Source organism: Streptomyces sp. NPDC014656 (assembly GCF_043084305.1).
Classification (GTDB): Bacteria; Actinomycetota; Actinomycetes; order Streptomycetales; family Streptomycetaceae; genus Streptomyces.
The window spans coordinates 179,963-199,015 of record NZ_JBIBZN010000009.1; the positions used below are offsets into that span (position 1 = coordinate 179,963).

Sequence of the window (19,053 nt, forward strand, 5' to 3'; positions counted from 1 at the left end):
CAGCTCCGCGAGGGCGCCTTGGGCCTCGTCGTGGTCACGGCCCCCATGGACACGAGCCCCGTCCATAGCCGCCCGAAAATGCGGTGACCTGCGGTGACGGACCGTGGCACAGTCCCCTCATGTCCAACGACATCGCCTATCCCGTCTTCCGCGGCCCCGACCCCGTACTCGCCCTGGGCATGGCGCGCCGCCTCATGGAGTTCGGCCGTTGCGAGCACACCGACGTCTCCCTCTACGCGGAGCTCCGCTCGGTCGACGAGGTGCGGCGGGGGGCGAAGGAGCTGCCCGAGGGGTGGTTCCGAGGGCAGGAGCACTACGGGGAGTTCGACGATCGGGTGCCGCTCGAGGACCTTCCCGCATGGCTCGTAGGCGTCAGGGGGGCGGGCCTGCCGACCGAACCGACGGTGTACGAAGGGCGGCTGCCGGTGGACTACGAGTTGCTCGGCCAGCCGGTCGGCAGCGTCGAGGACGCCTTCACGGCCGCGATCGGTCCGAGCGCGGGCGAGATCAACTGGCAGGGCCTGTGCTGGCCGGACGCGCCTGAGGTGGGTTTTCACGGCGAGTGCAAGCACGCGGAGGTGACCCTCCTCCTCAACACCAGCACCCGCGGGTACGACGAGCCTGCCGACGACCACACCGTCCTCGTCCACGTTCGCAGCGTCGGCGTCGACGGCCGTGAGATGAGGGAGCCGTACGCGCACTGGCTCGCCGGGCAGGTGGGACTCGCGGTCATCGGGCCCGGACAGCGGTGCTGAAGCCTGGCGGCGGCCGCGATGGGTCGTGGGGGGAGCGGGCGGGCCGGCGGCGTAGGTCCGCAGGGGCGTGAAGCCGCTGACGGGCCGAGACGGGTGAGGGCTTCCCGCTCAACTGGGCGACAGAAGCACTCGGGCAGGGGTACGGAGCGGCTCGGCGGAAGCCGCGGGCAGGTTGACGACGGGCAGGTGACGACGGACAGGTGACGACGGACAGGTGACGACGGGCTGGGGACGGTGACGACCCGGGACTGCGGGGCGCTCGTCGAGCCGACGCTGTCGGTGGAGCACTGCGCGTTCCGTATGGTCCAGGCCGAGGAGTACGCGGCGATGGCCTTCCCGGAGACCTACCGGCGGCAGGGCTCGAAGCGGGACCGCGTCCGGATGGCCGGGAACGCGGTGCCCTGCAACATGGCGCGCGACTTCGTCGCGTGCGGAGCCGAATCGATCCCGAATCGATCCCGTGGACGTGGACGTGGACGTGGACGTGGACGTGGACGTGGACGTGGACCTTGGGCAGAGGGCTGCTGGGCGGGGCCACGGTCCGCGGAGGCCGATCACCGGGCGCGACCGGTTTACCCGCCTCCCCCCCCCGCGCCCAGAGCGCTCACCCCCCGCGGGTGAAGCGCGGAGAAGCGTGCGCCGCCGTGACCGAGGCGGCCGCAACGGCTCAGACCCGCACCGCCGAACACCTCTTCGCTGTACGGCTGGAGCAGCGGCGCGCCCGAGCCCGTCCTACGCCCGCCCCGAGCCCGCCCCGAGCCGGTCCGGCACGCGCCGTGAGAGCGGCGGCTGCCCGGCCTCGCCGGCCTCGCCGCCCGCGAAGTGCCGACCAGGGCCTCGTCTTCGGCACGTTGCCCGCGAGCAGCGGCCTCGTCGGGAGCCTTCGGCTGCTTCCTGCCGGCACCGACTGAGCGGTGCCCGGCGCGCGTCAGGTCGGTGAAACCGCGTCCTGTACGGGACGGGGGAGGGATCCTGCGAGTTTTCTCGCCGACGGCGGGAGCGGCCGCCGTGGTTCCCGTACGGGTGCGAATGGGCCGTAATTCCTCAGTAACGGCTGCCGTCTACTGTCCGGGCTACCCCATCCCGTTCGTCGAGGAGCATCCCGATGTACCCGCCCCGTCCTGCTGGTCGCAGACCCGCCATGTGGGCGACGACCGCTCTCACGGTCGCCGCGTTGATATCCGCGCCGCTGTCCGCCGCTGCCGCCGATGCGACAGTCCCGTCCCAGGCCGGCTCGTCCCAGGCCGGCTCGTCCAAGGCCGGCTCGTCCAAGGCCGGCTCGTCCAAGGCCGGCTCGTCCAAGGTCGACACCAGCCTTCGGGCTGCCGTCGACGAGGGGCGCGCGGCGTCGTTCTTCGTCGTTCTGAAGGACCGGGCGGATCTGTCCGCCGCCAAGGGCAGGAAGAACCACGCCGAGAAGGTGACCGCCGCGTACCAGCAGCTGCGCGCGAAGGCAGGGGAGAGCCAGCGCTCGATCAACGCCTTCCTCGACAAGAAGAAGGTCGACCACCGGAACTTCTGGATCGCGAACGCGGTCCACGTCACCGGTGACGAGCGGCTCGTCGACGAGCTCGCCGCCCGTCCGGACGTCGCGAGGATCGTCAAGGAGCAGACCTACGAGCTCGACGACCTGGAGGGCTCGACGGCGAACGTCGAGCCGGCGCGGTCGGCAGCGAAGACCGCCGCGAAGACCGCCGCGGACGACGCGGCGACCGGCGAGGCCGTCCCCGAGTGGGGCGTCAAGGACGTCAAGGCCGATCAGGTGTGGAACGAGTACGGCGACCGCGGCGAGGGCATCGTCATCGCCAACATCGACTCGGGCGTCCAGTTCGACCATCCGGACCTCGCCGGCAACTACCGCGGCAACAACGGCGACGGCTCGTTCTCGCACGACTACAACTGGTTCGACGCCAGCGGCGAGTGCCCGACGGACACGCCGTGCGACAACAACGGCCACGGCACCCACACCATGGGCACCATGGTCGGCGCGGGTGGCCTCGGCGTCGCCCCGAACGCGACCTGGATCGCCGCCAAGGGCTGCGAGTCGGAATCCTGCTCGGACGCCGCGCTGCTCGGCGCCGGCCAGTGGATCCTCGCGCCGACCGACCACGAGGGGCGGAACCCCCGCCCCGACCTCGCCCCGCACATCGTCAACAACTCGTGGGGCGGCGGAAACACGACGTTCTACCAGGACATCGTCGAGGCGTGGAACGCGGCCGGCATCTTCGAGGCGTTCGCCTCGGGCAACGACGGCGACGGCTACACCTGCTCCACCAGCCACGCGCCCGGCGCGCAGGCCCCCGCCTACGGAGTCGGCGCCCACGCCGTCAACGGCAGGATCGCCTCGTTCTCCGGCTTCGGCCCCTCGCTGGTCGACGGCTCCACCAAGCCGAACATCTCGGCCCCGGGCGTCGACGTCCGCTCCGCGTGGCCGGGCAGTACGTACAACACCATCTCCGGCACGTCGATGGCGACCCCGCACGTCGCCGGCGCGGTGGCCCTGCTCTGGTCGGCCGCCCCGTCGCTCATCGGTGACGTCGACGCCACCCGTGCCCTGCTGAACGAGGGCGCGATCGACGTCGACGACACGCACTGCGGCGGCACCACCGGCTTCAACAACGTCTGGGGCGAGGGCAAGCTCGACATCCTCGCCTCGATCGAGAAGGCCCCGCACACGGCGGCGACCGTGACCGGCAAGGTCACCGACCGGGCCACCGGCGCCGCGCTGTCCGGCGTCACCGTCACGGCCACCGACGCGGCCGGCACGGCGCGCTCCGTGCACGCCGACGCGGCCGGTTCCTACCGCCTCACCCTCGCCCCGGGCACGTACGACTTCACGCTGACCGGCTACGGCTACGAGGCGTCCACCGTCTCCGGCGTCACGCTCGGCGAGAGCCAGGGCCTCGGCCAGGACTTCTCGCTCGACGCGCTCCCCGCGCACCGGGTCTCCGGCACCGTCCTCGACGTCACCGGCAAGCCGCTGGCGAAGGCGAAGGTCGAGGTCGGCGGCACCCCGGTCGGCTCCGTGACCACCGCCGCCGACGGCACGTTCGCCTTCCCGAAGGTCGCCGAGGGCTCCTACACCCTGTCCGTGACGCCGGCCGCCCCCGTGCTGTGCAACGGCACCTACCGCGGCGCCCTGGCGGTCGACGGCGACGAGACGCGGAGCGTCCGGCTGCCGGCGCTCTCCGACGCCTCCGGCAACAGCTGCGTCCCGGCCGCGTACTCCTGGATCAAGGGCACCACGAAGGTGGCGCTCACCGGTGACGAGGACGTCAGGACGATCGCGCTGCCGTTCCCGGTGAAGCTGTACGGCGTGTCGTACTCCAGCGCCGCCGTCACCACCAACGGTCTGGTCAACTTCCTGGAGCCGCGCGTCGGCGACTACGCCAACACCGCGCTGCCCTCGGCCGCCAGGCCCAACGGCACCGTCGCCGCCCTCTGGGACGACCTGGTCCTGGACAAGCGCTCCAGCGTCCAGACCGCCACCACCGGCACCGCCGGCGACCGCAGGTTCGCCATCGTGTGGAACAACGCCGCCACCGCCGGCGGCTCCGGGGACCGCGCGACCTTCGAGGCCGTCTTCGACGAGGCCACCGGCGCGATCACGCTCCAGTACCAGTCCGTCGGCGACCTCGGCGCGGGCGCCACGGTCGGCATCGAGAACCAGACCGGCACGGACGCGCTCCAGTACTCCTTCGACCAGCCCGTGCTGACCGCCGGTTCGGCCGTCCGCATCGCGCAGGGGACCAAGTGATGACGACCCACACCTCCCGGCGGGCCCTGCGGCTCGCCACCATGCTGGTCGCGGCCGGCCTCTCGCTGACCGCCGCCCCGCACGCCGCCCTCGCCGACGGCACGGACGCCTCGTCCGGCATGCGGCTGACGAGTGCCCAGGCCGACGACCTGGCGAGCCGCGTCCAGACCGACGTGTACGGCGACGGGGCGCTCGCGGCCGACACCGAGAAGACGGAAGGCCCCGGCACGGACGCCTCCGCCGCCTCCGCCGCCTCCGCCGAGGGCACGGCGTCCGACGGCACGGCGTCCGGCGACACGGCCTCCGACGGCACGTCCTCCGGCGCCACGACCGCCGCCTCGTCCATCACCGTCACCAAGAAGTCGTCGATCGAGGGCGTCCGGGGCACGGCGGTCACGCTGCCCGCCGGCGGCGCGAAGGGCGACCACTTCACCCTGCACAGCCTCGCCCACGTGGCCCGCAGCTCCGCCGACGGCACCACGCGGTGGGACCGCGACGGCGCCTCGCTGATGGCGGACTGGGGGGTCAGGACGCTGCGGCCGTGGGACACCGAGCTGTACCCGGCGCGCGTCCTGATGGGCTACAACGCCGTCACGGCGTTCTCGCCCACCAACGGACAGGGCTACGACACCGGCGACCTGACCGGCGACGGCGTCCCCGACGTCGCCCTGTCGGCGAGCGTGGGCGTGGTCCCGGCCATCGGCGTCCGCCTTCCGGGCACGACGCGGACGTCCGGCACGATCGTGAGCGTCCTGGACGGCGCCACCGGCAAGACCCTGTACTCGAAGGTGTACGCGTACGCCTCCACCATCAAGATCGTCGGCGACGTCCTGATCGTCGGCGACGAGCCGTGGGAGGCGACGACCACCGGCAAGCTGACCGGCACCCGCTTCACCTACGCCGACGGCAAGCTGACCGAGGCCGGCTCGTGGACCCACGACACCGGTGACACGGGCGCCGCCAACTGGGGCGCCGCCCAGGACCTGGGCGACGGCAGGATCGCCGTCTCCTGGAACCTGCGCAAGACGTCCGCCTCGCCCGGCCGCGGCCGCACCCTCGTGCTCGACACGAACGACGGCTCCGTGGTGTGGCAGACGGACAGCCCCCTGTACGGGCGTCAGCTGGGCCTGGACTCCCGGCGCGGCTGGCTCGTCGCCGTGGAGCAGAGCGACAGCGGCGACGGCGTGCGCTACGAGGTGGCCGCGTACGACCTGGGCGACGGCACGCGCACCACCCTGGACAGCCGCGTCAACGTCCTGCCGACCGCCTTCACGGTCGGCGACCTGACCGGCTCCCCCGACGCGGAGTACGTCGTCGGCGAGTCCTCGCTGACGGAGTACCGGAGGGTGAACGCGAACACGATCCGCGTGCTCGACGGCGCCGACGCGGCGACCCCCCTGTGGCAGTACACCACCAAGCGCGCCGCCGCCAACGACCAGGACGGCCCCAGCACCTGGAACCTCGCCGTGACGGACCGCAGCCTGGTGGCCTCGGGCCAGGACGACACGGAGATCGGCCGGGCCGCCAACACCGGCGGCCGCTACGCGTCCCTGACGGTCTTCTCCGGCCGGGGCAAGGTCCGCTGGCAGACGAAGGGCGCCACCGCGTCGCCGTACTTCCAGGAGGTCTTCAAGGACGGCGACGGCCGGCACGTGCGGATCGTCGACAGCGACCAGAACGTCCGTACGTACGACTTCGCGGACGGCACCCAGGAGCGGCTGACCCCGCTCCAGGCCGACATGGCGTTCGCGCAGCTCGTCGACGTCGACGGCGACCGGAAGGCCGACCTGGTCGAGGCCGGCCAGTCGCACGGCGTGTGGGCCTACAGGGGCACCTCGCTCCTCGACGGCACGCCGCAGAAGCTGTGGCAGACCACCGTCCCGGGCTCGGTGCACCGGATGCGGGCCGCGGACGTGACCGGTGACGAGACGCCGGAGATCATCGTGGCGGCGGACAGCGCCGTCGTCGTGCTCGACTCGAAGACCGGCTCGGTCCTGAGCACCATCGACGGCGGCGGCCAGTACGTCCGCTCCGTCTCGGTGGCCGACGTCGACGGCGACGGCAAGGAGGACGTCCTCGTCCCGACCGACGCGCTGCGCGTCTACCGGGGCGACGGCACGCCGCTGTGGTCGTACGCCGCCCCCGCGGACGCCGGCAAGGTCTACTTCTCGGACCCGTCGGTGAACGACCGCAAGGTGTACGTGCAGTACACCAGCGCCGACTCCCTCATGGCCGACGCCCCGGCGATGAAGGCCCTCCAGCTCGACGCGAAGACCGGCGCCTTCGGCTGGGAGATGACGCCGAAGGCCCCCGCGAACGCCCTGGGCGGGAAGCTGCACGGCGGCATCCTGGACAACGCGGTCCACGCCTCGCCGAACATCCCGTACGCCGACGGCCACGCCGTCGCCTACACCTGGGTCGCCTGGACGCCCAGCGGAATCGGCGGCGCCGACGCCTTCGGTCCGGCCAACATCATGGAGATCCGCGACGGCCGGACCGGCGAACTGCTGCACACCTCGGAGACGGGCGGCCTGTGGACCCACACCAACTACCTCGACGGTGACCAGGTCCTGATGGCCGGCGGAGCCTCCTCCGTGCGTTCCTACGGCGCCGACGGCCAGGACACCGCCGTCTTCCTGAGCCCGCCGACCCACGGCATGAACTGGCTGACGGCTCCGGGCGGCAGGAAGGTCGGCGCGACCGGCGGCACCGGCGGCGTCTACCTGTGGGACCCGGCCGTGCTGTCCGGCGAGATCCCCTACCCGGACTACATCGGCAGGGCGCCGAGCGAGGGCGGTGCCGACAACATGATCAACGGCGACCTCGACGGTGACGGCGTGGACGAGGTCGTCGAGCTCAACTACGACCACCGCGGCGTGAACCAGACGGCCGAGCTCCTCGGCGGCGGCTTCCTGGTCACCAACAACAGCAAGCACAACACGGTCACGCTCAAGCTGTCCTGACCGCATGCCGCGGCGCGCACAGGGGGCGCGCCGCGACCGCGTGACCGAGGCCCCCGGGCGATGCCCGGGGGCCTCCGTGTCGTGCGGTGGCCGGGTGACGTCACGTCAGGGAGCGCTTCGGAGTCGGGCAGGCTCCAAGGCTTGTCGGGGTCGGGCAGGCTCCAAGGCTTGTCGGGGTCGGGCAGGCCCCACGGCTGGTCGGAGAACGGCCGCGTCGGCGCGCAGCAGCCGGCCCTGGCTGTTCCGCTCGGCCGTCAGGCGGATTTGGCCGGCCCCGGGCCCGGTGGACCGATCCCTTGGTGCCCGCCACCGTTGCCTTCGTCCGGTCCGGTCCGGTCCGGTCCGGCCCGGTCCGATCTGATCCGATCGGGTCCGGTCCGGCCGAGGCCGGTCACCGGTCGCTGCCAGAAGTCCAGGGCCCCTCCGGCGGTGGGGCCCGCCGGGCGGCCGACGAGGGCCGGGCCGTCCGCCGGGCAGTCGCCCGGCGTCGGCGGAGGAGGGGCCCCGGGGCACGCTCAGGTCGGCGCGCTAAAGTGGCCCCCCTCATGAGCACGGCACGACGGGACGAAGACGTCCGCCCAGACCACCAGGACGATGTCCCCCTCCTGCGCCTGCGCCTGCTCGGAGGGTTCCGGGCCGAGCGGGACGGCGGTCCCCCGCCGCCCGGGCGCTGGCCCCGGCCCAGTGCCCAGAACCTGGTCAAGCTGCTCGCCGTCACCCCCGGGCACAGCCTCCACCGCGAGCAGGTGCGGGAGCTCTGCTGGCCCGACGCGACGCCGGAGACCGCGGCCGGCAGCCTGCGCGTGGCCCTCCACGCCGCCCGGCGCGCCCTCGAACCGGAGCTCGCGCCCCGGTCGCCGTCCTCGTACCTGCTCACCGACGGCACGCTGCTGCGCCTGCACCCGCGGCGCGTCCGGATCGACGCGAACGAGGCGGAGCGGCTCGCCGTCGCGGCACTGGCCCGGCCCGGCAACGGCCCCCACGCGGCCGACGCCCTGACCGCCGCGCTGGCGCTCCATACCGGCGAACTCCTGCCGGAGGACCGCTACGCCCCGTGGGCGGAGCCGCGCCGCGAGCGGCTGAGCGCCCTCAGGCTCCGGCTCTTCGTCGCCTTGGCGGAGACCCGGCTTGCCGGGGGCGAGGCCCAGGCGGCCGCCGAAACGATGCGCGAGGCCCTGGCCGTGGCCCCCGTCGACGAGCGTCTTCACCAGTTGCTCATGTCCGCGTACCTCGCCCAGGGGCTCCGCGCGCAAGCCGTACGCCAGTACGAGCGCTGCCGCGACAGCCTCGCCTCGGTCCTCGGTGTCGCGCCTGCCGAGGAGACCGAACGGCTGCGCGGGCTCGCCGTCGGCGCACCCGCCGTACGGACCGCCGGTACGACGCCCCGGGAGCCCGCCCCCCTGCCGGCCGCCGTCCAGGCCGCGGCGGGCGAGTCCCTGTACGGGCGGGACACCGTCCTGGAGCGACTCGCGGCACCCTGGGACCGCCCGGTGACCGTGCTGATCGGCGAGGCCGGGGTGGGCAAGACCCGACTGGCCGCACAGGCGGCGCGGCGACTGGCGGACTCGGGCGCCACGGTGCTGTGGGGCGCGGCACACGACGCCGAGGGGCACTCGCCGTACGGACCGTTCGTCGAGGCCCTCGAAGGTCTCCTCGCTCACCGTCCCGCCGAGGAGCGCGCCCGTCTGGCCTCGGAACATCCCGGGCTCGCCGCCCTCCTGCCGTCCCTCGCCCCGGGCCCGGGCCCAGTCCCGGCCCAGGCCTCGGCCCCGGGGCAGTCTTCCGGGGCCGACGGCCCGGTCGCGTCCGAGGAGCGAGAGGGCCTGTCCGTCTCGAAGGCCCGGCTCTTCCACGGAGTCGAGACGCTGCTCACGGACGTCATGTCCGGTGCCGATCTGCTGGTCGTACTGGACGATCTGCACGCCGCGGACATCGGCACGTACCACCTCCTCGCCCGGCTGGCGCGGCGTGCCTCGGAGTCCGGTGGGAGGCCGGCCTGGCGTTTCCTCGTCACCTGCCGCGACGACGAGCCCGACACCGAGGCCGGGCAGCTGCGCCTGGGCGAGCTCGTGCGCAGTGGGCTGGCGAGGCGGCTGGCCGTGCCGCGCCTGGAGCGGCGGGACTCGCTCGCCCTGCTCGCCGACGCGTTCGCGGCGGGCGGCCACCGCGCCGACGCCGTCCAGCTGGACCGTGTCTGGCGGCTTTCGCTCGGCAACCCGCTGTTCGCCGTCGAGCTGGCCCGCGCCCTTCCCGAACAGGGGGCCGAGGACACGGAAGCCGCCGTCGCCCCGTACGGCGTACGCCAGTTGGTGGCCCAACGGCTGGCCCGGGTGGGCAAGCGGGCGCGGCTCATGACGGAGGTGGTGGCGGCGGCCGGGGGAATCGCTCCGCTCTCCGAAGTGCTGGAAGTGGCCCGGGAGGGCCTGTACCCCCCGCTCACGGCCGAGGAGGCGTCCACCGCTCTGGAGGAGGCCGTCGAGTCCGCGCTGCTCACCGAACAGCGGATCACCGCGGCCGGCCGGCCCACCACGGGGCTCGCCTTCCGTCACCCGCTGCTCCGGCTCACGTGTTACGGACTGCTGGGCGCCGTGCGCGGCAGGCGACTGCACACCGCGTGGGGTGAGACGCTGCTGCGGCACCGTCCCGACGACGTGGACGCCCTGGCTTCCCACTTCGCCCGCGCCGAGGACCCCAGGGCCGCCCACCACCTGCGGCTGGCGGCCGAACGCGCCGCGGCGCTGTACGCCAACGAGGCGGCGGCCGGCTACTACGAACGGCTGGCACCGCTGGTGGCCGGTGATCCCCGGCTCGCCGCCGCCGTCGCTCTCGACCACGGCGTCGTCCTGCACCGGATGTCCCGTTACGACGCGGCCGCCGTGGTCCTGCGAGCGGCGTACGGGACCGCGACGGCCCACGGTGATCACGCGACCGCGGTGGCGGCCACCGCCCGCCTGGCCGAGGCGCTGATCCGGGCGGGCCGGACCCAGGAGGCGCGGCGCGTCCTCGACGCGTGCCGGCCCGGCCCCGCCACCCCCGCGGGCGCGCTGGCCGCCCATCACCTGGCCGAGTCCATCCTGCTGTTCCAGCGGGGAGGCCACGGCGAGTCGGCCGCGTCCGCCGCGGCCTCGGCACGGGCCGCCGAGGATCTGGCGGGCCGCCCGGGCGCGAGCGCGCGTGCCCGGGCACTGGCCCAGCAGGCGGCGGCCCTCGGCCTGGCCGGACGTCTCGACCAGGCGCAGGCCGTCGCGGAGCGGGCCCTGTCCCAGGCGGTCATGGCGGAGGACGTCGCGACGGAGGGGCTCGTCCTGTCGATCCTCCGGGAGAACCTCCGCCGCACGGGCCGGCTGTCGGAGGCCCTCTCCGCCGGTGAGCGGGCCTGCCGGCTCGCCGACCGTACGGGCAGCCCCGAGGCGGGCGCGTTCGAGCGCTCGAATCTGGCGGAGCTCCTCGACCTGCTCGACCGCGCCGACTCGGCGGAGGAACTCGCCACGGCCGCGGAGCGCACCGCACGCGAACAGGCACCGTCCGCCCTCCCCTACGCCCTGGCCGCCCTGGCCCAGGTGAGGATGCCCGAGCGGTTGGACGAGGCCCGCGCCCTGCTCACGCGCGGGGAGATCGCCTCCGAGCGGGCCGCCGACCGCCAGGCGCTCGAAGAGGTCAGGCTGGCCCTCACCCGCCTCGCTCTGCACCGCGGCCGCCCCGGGGAGGCGCTCCGGCTCCTCGAAGACCTCGACGCGTCGCCCCGCGCGTCCTGCCTGCGGGGCTGGGCCCTGGCACGGACGGGACGCCACGAGGACGCCGTGGAGCTGATGGAGCGGGAGACCACCCGGGCGGAGGCGGCCGGGGAGCGGCTCCTCGTCGTGGAGTCGACCACCGTCCTCGCGCTCGCCCTCGGCCTCTCCGGGAAGCCGGCCCGCGCCGAGACGGCGTTCGCGTCGGCGGAGCGTGCGGCCCGGGCCCTGCCCTACCCGGCGGGCCTGCGCCGGATCCGCCGGGCCCGCGCGGAGCTCGCGGCCTCGTACTGACCGGGCGGATGCCCGCAGCGCGGGTCGGTCCTGTTCTCGTACAGCTGAGGCGAGCGGACACGGGGCGCTGTGCGACCGCCCTGGCCGTCGTTTCCTCTCGTCCGCCGCCCCGTCCTCACCCCCGTCCTCACCCCCGTCCTCACCGCCCCCGTCCTCACCGCCCCCGCCCGGCGCCGCTCGTGGACGGCCGGCCCGCTACGTTCGAGGCATGACGACACCCCTCACCGGCAGCGCCTTCGACTCGCTCCTCCTCGACGCCGTGACCGACCAGCAGGCGTTGCGCCAGGTCTACGAACTCCCCAAAGCGACGGCCGTGCGGAAACAGCTGACCGAACTCACCCATCAGGCGCAACAGTTGATCGGATGCTCGTCCCTGGTCCTGGTCGCCAGCGTGGACGCCGAGGGCAACTGCGACGTCTCCCCGCGCGGAGGCCCCGCCGGATTCGTCGCCGTCCTGGACGAACGGACGGTGGCGATACCGGACGCGACGGGCAACAAGCGCCTGGACACCCTGCGGAACGTCATCGCCACCGGCCGGGCCGGGCTGCTGTTCGTCGTCCCGGGGCGCACCACGACGCTCAGGGTGAACGGCCGGGCCTGCGTCTCCACCCGCCCGGAGCTGCTCCGGCAGCTGACCGCGGTGGGCAAGCCGCCGGCCAGCGCGCTGGTGGTGGGGATCGAGGAGGTGTACCCCCACTGCCCCAAGTCGCTGCTGCGCGGCGGGGCCTGGAAGCCGGAGCGGTGGCTGCCGGCGGACGCCCAGCCGACCTCGGCCGAGGTGACACTGGCCCAGCTGCGGATGCCGGGACTGACGATCGCCGACATCGAGCGGGCGGAGGAGGAGTCGCTGAAGTACCGGTACGAGTGACGGGCCGGACGACGGTGGCCGGCGAGCCGGCGAGGCGGGCGGTGCGGGCCGCACCGGCCCCCCGACGACGGCGCCCCCGACGACGGCGCCCGCGCCGTCGGTGCGGCGGAGGGCGGTTCCTCGGTCACCGTCCGCCACGCGGGGAGCGGGGGCGGGGAGGCGCGGCGGGCCTGCCCGGAGGGAGACGTCACTCAGCTGCGCAGGGTCCGGCTCAGCCGGCGGAACGCGAGCATGAGGGAGAGGCCGCCCAGTACCAGGAGATAGACGGCCGGGATCAGCAGTCCGACGCCGAACTCCCCCAAGGAGGGCTGCCGGACGAGCTCGATGCTCTGGTACAGCGGCAGGCACTCCACCAGCAGCCGGACCGGACGGGGGTAGACCTCCAGCGGGTAGAAGGTGGTGGCGAACAGGAACATCGGCAGCATGGCCAACTGGACGTACTGGAAGTCCTGCCAGTCCCGCAAGTAGGTCACCACGGCCAGGCCCAGCGCGGCGAAGGCGAACCCGACGAGGAGCGCCCCGGGTACCACGAGCAGCACCAGCGGGCTGTGCACCAGGCCGAAGACGGTCACGGCCACGAGGAACCCGACCGTCACCAGGGCACCGCGCAGCAGAGCCCAGCAGACCTCGCCCAGTGCCACGCCGCGCACCGTCATCGGCGTCGTCAGGATCGACTCGTAGGTGTGGTTCGTCTTCAACTTGCTGAACAGGTTGAACGTCGTCTCGTTCATCGCGCCGTTCATCGCCGTGGTGGCGAGGAGAGCGGGAGCGACGAACTCGGCGTAGGGCACATCGGTGTCGGCGAGGCCCGGTACGTTGCCGACCAGCCCGCCGATGCCGACGCCGAAGGCGAGGAGGTAGAGCACCGGCTCGAAGATCTCGGCCACGAGCAGCGGCCAGCTGTGCCGGTAGATCATCAGATTGCGCTCGACCATCGCCAGGGCGCCGCCGGAGCGCAGGGCCGGAGCGGAACGGGCGGAGAGGTGCGGGCCCAGCACGGCCGGCATGGGATCCCTGCCTTTCAGGGGTGGGTGCTGGTGGTCAGGAGTGCAGGTGCCGCTGATAGGTGCGCCGGCCGAGCAGCAGACCGACGGCGGTCAGCACGGCCAGGTAGCCGACGTGGACGGCGGTGCCGGTCGCGGTACCGGTGCCGAGCGCCGCCGTACGGCACAACTCGACCCCGTGCCAGAGCGGCGTCGCCTGCACCACCGGCTGGAGCCAGCCGGGCAGTTGCGTCAGGGGGAAGAAGGTGCCGGAGAACATGAACATCGGCATCACGCCGAACCGGAGGACCGCGAGCACCGTCGGCTGGCGCTTCGCGGTCACCGCCCAGGCGGCGGACGGCGTGGCGAACGCGGCCCCGACCAGCAGCGTCGCCACCACCACGAGGGGGGCCCGGAGCGCGTCGACGGCGCCGAAGGCCGCCGCCACCGCCGTGAAGGCCGTGGCGGAGAGCCCCACCTTGAAGAGGTTGAACAGCAGCTGACCGTAGTAGATGTCGACGGGAGAGAGCGGTGTGGCGCTCGCCGCCCGGTAGTGGCCTCTGGACTGCGTCGACTGGTGGACGGGGTGGGCCGAATCGATGTAGGCGGTCTGCATGGCCGAGGCGGCGAGCAGGCCGGGAGTGAGGAAGGCCAGGTACGACAGGCCGCCCAGGCCGGCACTGCCGTTCTGGTTGACCAGGGTGCCCAGTCCCGCGCCGATGCCGGTCAGGAACAGCAGCGGGTTGGCCACGTTCAGCACCACGGTCCCGCGCCAGGTGCGGCGGTAGCGGTGCAGCCAGTACGCGAACTCGCGCACGGCGGGCGGGACGGTGCGGGCACGGCCGGGTGGGAGGAAGGAGCGGGAGGCGTGCGTGGTCATCGGTACTCTCCGTGGCGGCGCCTGGACGGTGGGCGGGGGCGGCGGCGCTTCAGTCGGCCAGGCTGCGGCCCGTCAGGGTGAGGAAGACGTCCTCCAGGCTCGCCCTGCGGGTCAGGGCGGTCAGCGGGACGATGCCCCGCGCGTGGGCGGCCGCCATGGTGGCCTCCGCCTCGTCGGTGTAGAGGAGGACGCGGTCGGGCAGTTCCTCGATCCGCTCCACCAGGCCACGCGCCCTGTCGGTCATGGCCTCGCGCTCGCCCGGGCCGAAGCGCAGTTCGAGCACCTCCCGGGTGCAGTACCGCTCGATCAGTCCGCCGGGGGAGCCCTCGGCGACGATCAGACCGCCGTCCATCACCACGAGCCGGTCGCACAGCTGCTCGGCCTCGTCGCCGTCAGTTCGACGTCCACGGTGTCGTCCCGCGGGACCGCGCCGATCCGGGCGCGGATCCGGGCGCCCTCGGTCCGTGCGTCGAGTCCGAGTACCCGGAGGCTTCCGCCGGTGGCCGGCGAGGTGCACGCGATCATGCGCGTGGTCGAGGACTTCCCGGACCTCGTGGTGTGCGCGGGGGAGGAACCGGCCCGCTGCCGGCTCGTCGACGACGTCTGCGCCGAGGCGGGCATCCCCTTCGTGTGGGGGCTCCACGGGGGCCACCGGAGGACGCGTGCCGGTCTTCTGGGACCGGCACGGCCCGGGGAACCGGGACCTTTCCCGACCGCCTCCCGTCCCCCTTCCGCGGAGTGTCCGGCGCGCTGAAGGTGGCCGGCGTCTGGCTGGGGCCGCCCTGGCCACCGAGGCGGTGAAGCTGCTCACTGGTCGGGGCGAGCCGCTGGCCGGCCGGGGGATGGAGTACGACGCCATGGCCGGCACGTGCGCGACCGTACCGCTGCACCCGCGGGCGCGCCGCGCGCCCGGCCGAGCCCTCCGCTGCCAAGTCCTTCTGCGGACTGCTCACGTCCGCGGCGACCGAGGCCGTGCGGGAGTCCACCGTCTCCGTGGAGCAGCTTAAGGAGCGGATCGACCCGGAGATGCCCACCTACCGAGACATTGAGGCCATCCGGACTCACTGTGTCAAGTAGGCGTAGCAATTTTTCAACAGAGAGAAGAAAATTATTACGACTGGCGAGTCGTGCGGCGACTGGCCGATGTGTCCGCTCCCGCCGCCCGCCGTCGGCTGCGTTGGCGGCGGCTTTCCAGGTCGCGCGGGCGCGGAGTTGATGGTCGCACCCCGTCGCGCACCCCGGCGGAGCCGTCCACGGCTCCGCCGGGGTGCGCCTGCCGAGGCCCCGCAGTCCAGGACGCTCGTGACACAGTCGTAATCATGCAATGCTGGGTCGAAATCTTGCGTAGCTCTGTTTCGCGTCCTAGTGTGACGCTCCGATCAGGGCAGTGCCCTGGGGACCACCTCGGAGGAGCCGTAATGAAGCCCCGCAACCTCGCGATCTTTCTGATCTCTTCAGGTCTTGTCCTGTCAGCCACGGCCTGCGGTGGTGACGCGGACACCGGAGCCAAGGGGGACGTCACGATCACCGTGGCCTGCCAGCCGGCGAGATCGGCGCCCAAGCAGCGCCAGGCATGGGACGACGACGTCAAGGCGTTCGAGAAGGCGCACCCGGGCGTCAAGGTCAAGAGCACGGACCAGCAGCCGTGCTTCGACCCGAAGACCTTCGCCGCGAAGCTGGCCGGCGGCCAGATGGAGACGGTCTTCATGGCCCCCGTCACCAACTACGCCGATGTCATGGCCAAGGGGCAGGCGAAGGACATCACCGCCTCCACGGACCTCGTGAAGAACTTCGGAAGCATCAGCCAGAACGTCCGTGACATGGTGACCAAGGACGGCAAGATCTACGGCGTCCCCAACGTCAGCTACACCGTCGGGCTGGTCTACAACCGCGAGCTCTTCCAGAAGGCGGGCCTCGACCCCAACTCCCCGCCGAAGACCTGGGACGAGGTCCGCGCCGCGGCCAAGAAGATCGCCGGTCTGGGCGACGGCTACGTCGGATACGGAGAGTACGGCGGCGGCAACGTCGGCGGCTGGCACTTCGCGCAGTCCATCTTCAGCCGCGGCGGCGAGATGGTCGTCGACGGCAAGGCGGCCTTCAACAGCGCCGAGGGCAAGGCTGTCCTGCAGACGCTGCACGACATGCGCTGGAAGGACGACAGCGTCGGCAAGAAGGTGCTGATCGGCTGGGAGGCGCTGATGCAGCAGATGGCGGCCGGCAAGACGGGCATGATGCTCGGCGCCCCGGACGTCGTCACCGACCTGGTGCAGAAGTTCCAGGGAAGCAAGGAGCAGTACGGCATCGCCCCCGTCCCCGAGGGCAAGGCGTCGCTCTCCGGCGGCGAGGCCTACATGATCAACCCGAAGGCGAGCGCCGCCGAGACCGAGGCCGGCCTGCAGTGGATCGACTTCCAGTTCAACACGCCGGGCAAGGGCCGTCACGACTACGCGCGCGGCAAGGCCAACGGCGAGGCCGTGGGCGTGCCGAACAACGACTACATGGGTGACTCGTCGACGGGCCGGGAGATCGCCGCGCTCCGCGAGAAGAACGCGGTCCTGCCGGTCGAGTACTACCAGCCCTACGTCGAGGGATCGAAGAACGTCGAGCTCAAGCTGGAGCCCGCGAAGGCGCAGGAGCTCTACGCGGTGCTGGACGTCCCCATGTCCGCGGTCCTGACCCGCCAGGACGCCGACATCGACAAGCTGCTCGCCGACGCCGAGGGCAAGGCGAACACGATTCTGGCGAAGAGCTGACCGCCGTGGGACGGGTGCCGCCTCCGTTTCCGACGGAGTGCGGCACCCCGACCGCGGCGCGGAACGGGAGATCACCATGGACACACCCACCGTGCAGGAGAAACGGCCCCCGAAGGCGCGGCGCCGGCCACCCGCACATCCCTCACGCCGGAGAAGGACTCTTCGCACCAACATCACCGCCTACGGGTTCCTGTGCGCGGCCCTGTTCTGCTTCGCGCTCTTCGCCTGGTGGCCGATCATCCGACAGGTCGTGCTCAGCTTCCAGGAGACGAACCTCGTCGACGAGCCCACGTGGGTGGGGCTGGACAACTTCCGCTCGGTGGTGGAGGACCCGGCGTTCGGCCAGGCGTGGAAGAACACCTTCTCCTTCACCTTCCTCGCCCTGCTGTGCGGCTACCTGATCCCCTTCGCGGTGGCGATCGTCCTCAACGAACTGCGGCACGCACGCGGATACCTGCGCTTCGTCGTGTACCTGCCGGTGATGCTGCCTCCGATCGTCTCGGTGCTGCTCTTCCGCTGGTTCTACGATCCCGGACCCGGCCTGTTCAACCAGCTGCTCGACTTCGTGGGCCTGCCCGGCCTGTCCTGGCTGGACTCCACGGACACCGCGCTGATCTCCCTGGTCATCGTCTCGACCTGGATGAACATGGGCTCCGGCGTCCTGATCTACCTCGCCGCACTGCAGAACATCCCCGGCGACCTCTACGAGGCGGCCGAACTCGACGGGGCCGGCATCTTCAGGCGGATCTGGAACGTCACCATCCCGCAGACCCGGCTGATCCTGCTGCTCATGCTGATGCTCCAGGTCGTCGCCACCATGCAGGTGTTCATCGAGCCCTACATGCTCACCGGCGGAGGACCGGAGAACGCGACGGTCACCGTCGCCTTCCTCATGTACCAGTACGCCTTCGTCTACGGCGGCAACTACGGCGCCGGCAGCGCGCTCGGAGTCATGCTCATGATCGTTCTCCTTGCGGTCGCCGCAGTCCAGCTCAGGCTGACCCGCGACGAGAAGAGGTAGTCCCGTGGCCCACACCGTTGACCTGACATCCCACCCGGAATCCGCCGGGGACACCCGGAAGGAACCGCCGCCGGCCGGGTCCCGCCCGCGCGAGCGGCGCCGCGCCCACTGGGCCGAAGGCCACTCCCGCACCATCGTCTCGCCCCTGGAGCTCAAGTCCCGCTGGGGTTCGAGGATCTACTGGACGGTGCTCGCCGCCATCCTGGCCGTCTTCACGCTCGTGTTCGTCTTCCCGCTGTACTGGATGGTCACGGGCGCGATGAAATCGGGCGAGGAGATCGCCCAGATGCCCCCGACGCTGTGGCCGAAGGACCCGGACTTCTCGGTGTTCACCGACGCGTGGGAGCTCTTCGACGTCGGGCTGCTCCTGAAGAACACGCTCTTCTACTCGGTCGGCGCCTGGCTGTTCGCCCTCGCGGTGGACGTGACGGCCGCGTACGCGCTGTCCAAGCTGCGCCCGATGTTCGGCAACGTGATCCTCGGGGCGATGTTCGCGACCCTGATGATCCCGCCGATCGTCGTCATGATCCCGGCCTACATCACCGTCACGGACGTGCCGGTCTTCGGGTGGAACCTGCTCAACACGCCCTGGGCGATCTGGTTCCCCGTGGCGGCCAACGGGTTCAACATCTTCCTGCTCAAACGGTTCTTCGACTCGATTCCCGACGAGATCCTCGAAGCGGCGGAGATCGACGGAGTGCCCCCGTGGCGCGTGCTCGTCTCGATCATCCTGCCGATCTCGCGGCCCATCCTCGGCGTGGTGTCCATCTTCACCATCGTGATGGTGTTCAAGGACTTCGTCTGGCCGCTGCTCGTGCTGCCGGACAGCGAGAAGATGACGATCAGCGTGGGCCTCTCCCAGACCGCGGGACAGGTGACGCAGAACCAGATCATGGCGGGTCTGGTGATGGCGAGCATCCCGATGATCATCGTGTTCGTCTTCTTCCAGCGGAGCATCATGGCGGGCCTCACCGCCGGCAGCGTCAAGGGCTGACCCGCGCCCCGCACCCCCACCTCCCCCCGCTCCACCACCCACACGCCTCCGCCG

General features: G+C 72.2%; 12 protein-coding genes. 8 read left to right on the top strand and 4 right to left on the bottom strand.

Annotated features, from left to right (window positions below; all coding sequences use genetic code 11):
* The first annotated feature begins 119 nt into the window (after window positions 1–119).
* The 5 genes from ACF1ED_RS21520 to ACF1ED_RS21540 all read left to right on the top strand — a co-directional run bounded on the left by ACF1ED_RS21520 (window position 120) and on the right by ACF1ED_RS21540 (window position 12,368).
* Window positions 120–755 carry a hypothetical protein gene (locus ACF1ED_RS21520; protein ID WP_391762715.1) on the top strand — a complete coding sequence of 212 codons (636 nt, stop codon included), beginning with the start codon at window positions 120–122 and terminating at the stop codon, window positions 753–755.
* Between the two features lie 1,105 nt (window positions 756–1,860).
* The gene (locus ACF1ED_RS21525; protein WP_391762717.1) at window positions 1,861–4,512 is read left to right on the top strand and encodes a S8 family serine peptidase; all 2,652 of its coding nucleotides are present in this window, start codon (window positions 1,861–1,863) and stop codon (window positions 4,510–4,512) included.
* The gene (locus ACF1ED_RS21530; protein WP_391762719.1) at window positions 4,512–7,475 is read left to right on the top strand and encodes an FG-GAP repeat domain-containing protein; all 2,964 of its coding nucleotides are present in this window, start codon (window positions 4,512–4,514) and stop codon (window positions 7,473–7,475) included. Before ACF1ED_RS21525 ends, ACF1ED_RS21530 begins: the two co-directional genes overlap by 1 nt.
* A gap of 545 nt (window positions 7,476–8,020) precedes the next feature.
* Window positions 8,021–11,500: an ATP-binding protein gene (locus tag ACF1ED_RS21535; protein WP_391762721.1), complete on the top strand. Its 3,480-nt coding sequence runs from the start codon at window positions 8,021–8,023 to the stop codon at window positions 11,498–11,500.
* 208 nt (window positions 11,501–11,708) lie between these two features.
* Window positions 11,709–12,368, top strand: coding sequence for an MSMEG_1061 family FMN-dependent PPOX-type flavoprotein (locus ACF1ED_RS21540; protein ID WP_391762723.1), 660 nt, complete (start codon window positions 11,709–11,711; stop codon window positions 12,366–12,368).
* Window positions 12,369–12,559: 191 nt separating this feature from the next.
* Here ACF1ED_RS21540 and ACF1ED_RS21545 read toward each other — a convergent pair whose 3' ends face one another.
* The 4 genes from ACF1ED_RS21545 to ACF1ED_RS21560 are packed head-to-tail and all read right to left on the bottom strand — an operon-like array spanning window position 12,560 to window position 14,756.
* Complete coding sequence (locus ACF1ED_RS21545) at window positions 12,560–13,375, bottom strand: ABC transporter permease (protein WP_391762725.1); 816 nt, start codon at window positions 13,373–13,375, stop codon at window positions 12,560–12,562.
* Between the two features lie 34 nt (window positions 13,376–13,409).
* Entirely contained in the window at window positions 13,410–14,231 is an 822-nt protein-coding gene (locus tag ACF1ED_RS21550) for an ABC transporter permease (RefSeq protein ID WP_391762727.1), read from the bottom strand.
* 49 nt (window positions 14,232–14,280) lie between these two features.
* Window positions 14,281–14,583: a hypothetical protein gene (locus tag ACF1ED_RS21555; protein WP_391762729.1), complete on the bottom strand. Its 303-nt coding sequence runs from the start codon at window positions 14,581–14,583 to the stop codon at window positions 14,281–14,283.
* Entirely contained in the window at window positions 14,583–14,756 is a 174-nt protein-coding gene (locus tag ACF1ED_RS21560) for a hypothetical protein (protein ID WP_391762731.1), read from the bottom strand. The genes ACF1ED_RS21555 and ACF1ED_RS21560 overlap by 1 nt, the downstream gene beginning before the upstream one ends.
* 893 nt (window positions 14,757–15,649) lie before the next feature.
* Between ACF1ED_RS21560 and ACF1ED_RS21565 the strand changes: the two genes are divergently transcribed.
* The 3 genes from ACF1ED_RS21565 to ACF1ED_RS21575 all read left to right on the top strand — a co-directional run bounded on the left by ACF1ED_RS21565 (window position 15,650) and on the right by ACF1ED_RS21575 (window position 18,999).
* Window positions 15,650–16,984 (top strand): ABC transporter substrate-binding protein, encoded by a 1,335-nt coding sequence (locus tag ACF1ED_RS21565; protein WP_391762733.1) that lies wholly within the window; start codon window positions 15,650–15,652, stop codon window positions 16,982–16,984.
* 76 nt (window positions 16,985–17,060) lie between these two features.
* Complete coding sequence (locus ACF1ED_RS21570; protein ID WP_391762735.1) at window positions 17,061–18,005, top strand: carbohydrate ABC transporter permease; 945 nt, start codon at window positions 17,061–17,063, stop codon at window positions 18,003–18,005.
* Window positions 18,006–18,009: 4 nt separating this feature from the next.
* The gene (locus ACF1ED_RS21575; RefSeq protein ID WP_391762737.1) at window positions 18,010–18,999 is read left to right on the top strand and encodes a carbohydrate ABC transporter permease; all 990 of its coding nucleotides are present in this window, start codon (window positions 18,010–18,012) and stop codon (window positions 18,997–18,999) included.
* Window positions 19,000–19,053 lie beyond the last annotated feature (54 nt).

What these genes read in the sequence shown, in the direction of transcription:
- ACF1ED_RS21545 (WP_391762725.1), bottom strand. Translation starts at nt 13,375, where the DNA reads ATGCCGGCCGTGCTGGGCCCGCACCTCTCCGCCCGTTCCGCTCCGGCC.
- ACF1ED_RS21530 (WP_391762719.1), top strand. Translation starts at nt 4,512, where the DNA reads ATGACGACCCACACCTCCCGGCGGGCCCTGCGGCTCGCCACCATGCTG.
- ACF1ED_RS21560 (WP_391762731.1), bottom strand. Translation starts at nt 14,756, where the DNA reads ATGATCGCGTGCACCTCGCCGGCCACCGGCGGAAGCCTCCGGGTACTC.
- ACF1ED_RS21555 (WP_391762729.1), bottom strand. Translation starts at nt 14,583, where the DNA reads ATGGACGGCGGTCTGATCGTCGCCGAGGGCTCCCCCGGCGGACTGATC.
- ACF1ED_RS21550 (WP_391762727.1), bottom strand. Translation starts at nt 14,231, where the DNA reads ATGACCACGCACGCCTCCCGCTCCTTCCTCCCACCCGGCCGTGCCCGC.
- ACF1ED_RS21525 (WP_391762717.1), top strand. Translation starts at nt 1,861, where the DNA reads ATGTACCCGCCCCGTCCTGCTGGTCGCAGACCCGCCATGTGGGCGACG.
- ACF1ED_RS21570 (WP_391762735.1), top strand. Translation starts at nt 17,061, where the DNA reads ATGGACACACCCACCGTGCAGGAGAAACGGCCCCCGAAGGCGCGGCGC.
- ACF1ED_RS21520 (WP_391762715.1), top strand. Translation starts at nt 120, where the DNA reads ATGTCCAACGACATCGCCTATCCCGTCTTCCGCGGCCCCGACCCCGTA.
- ACF1ED_RS21535 (WP_391762721.1), top strand. Translation starts at nt 8,021, where the DNA reads ATGAGCACGGCACGACGGGACGAAGACGTCCGCCCAGACCACCAGGAC.
- ACF1ED_RS21540 (WP_391762723.1), top strand. Translation starts at nt 11,709, where the DNA reads ATGACGACACCCCTCACCGGCAGCGCCTTCGACTCGCTCCTCCTCGAC.
- ACF1ED_RS21565 (WP_391762733.1), top strand. Translation starts at nt 15,650, where the DNA reads ATGAAGCCCCGCAACCTCGCGATCTTTCTGATCTCTTCAGGTCTTGTC.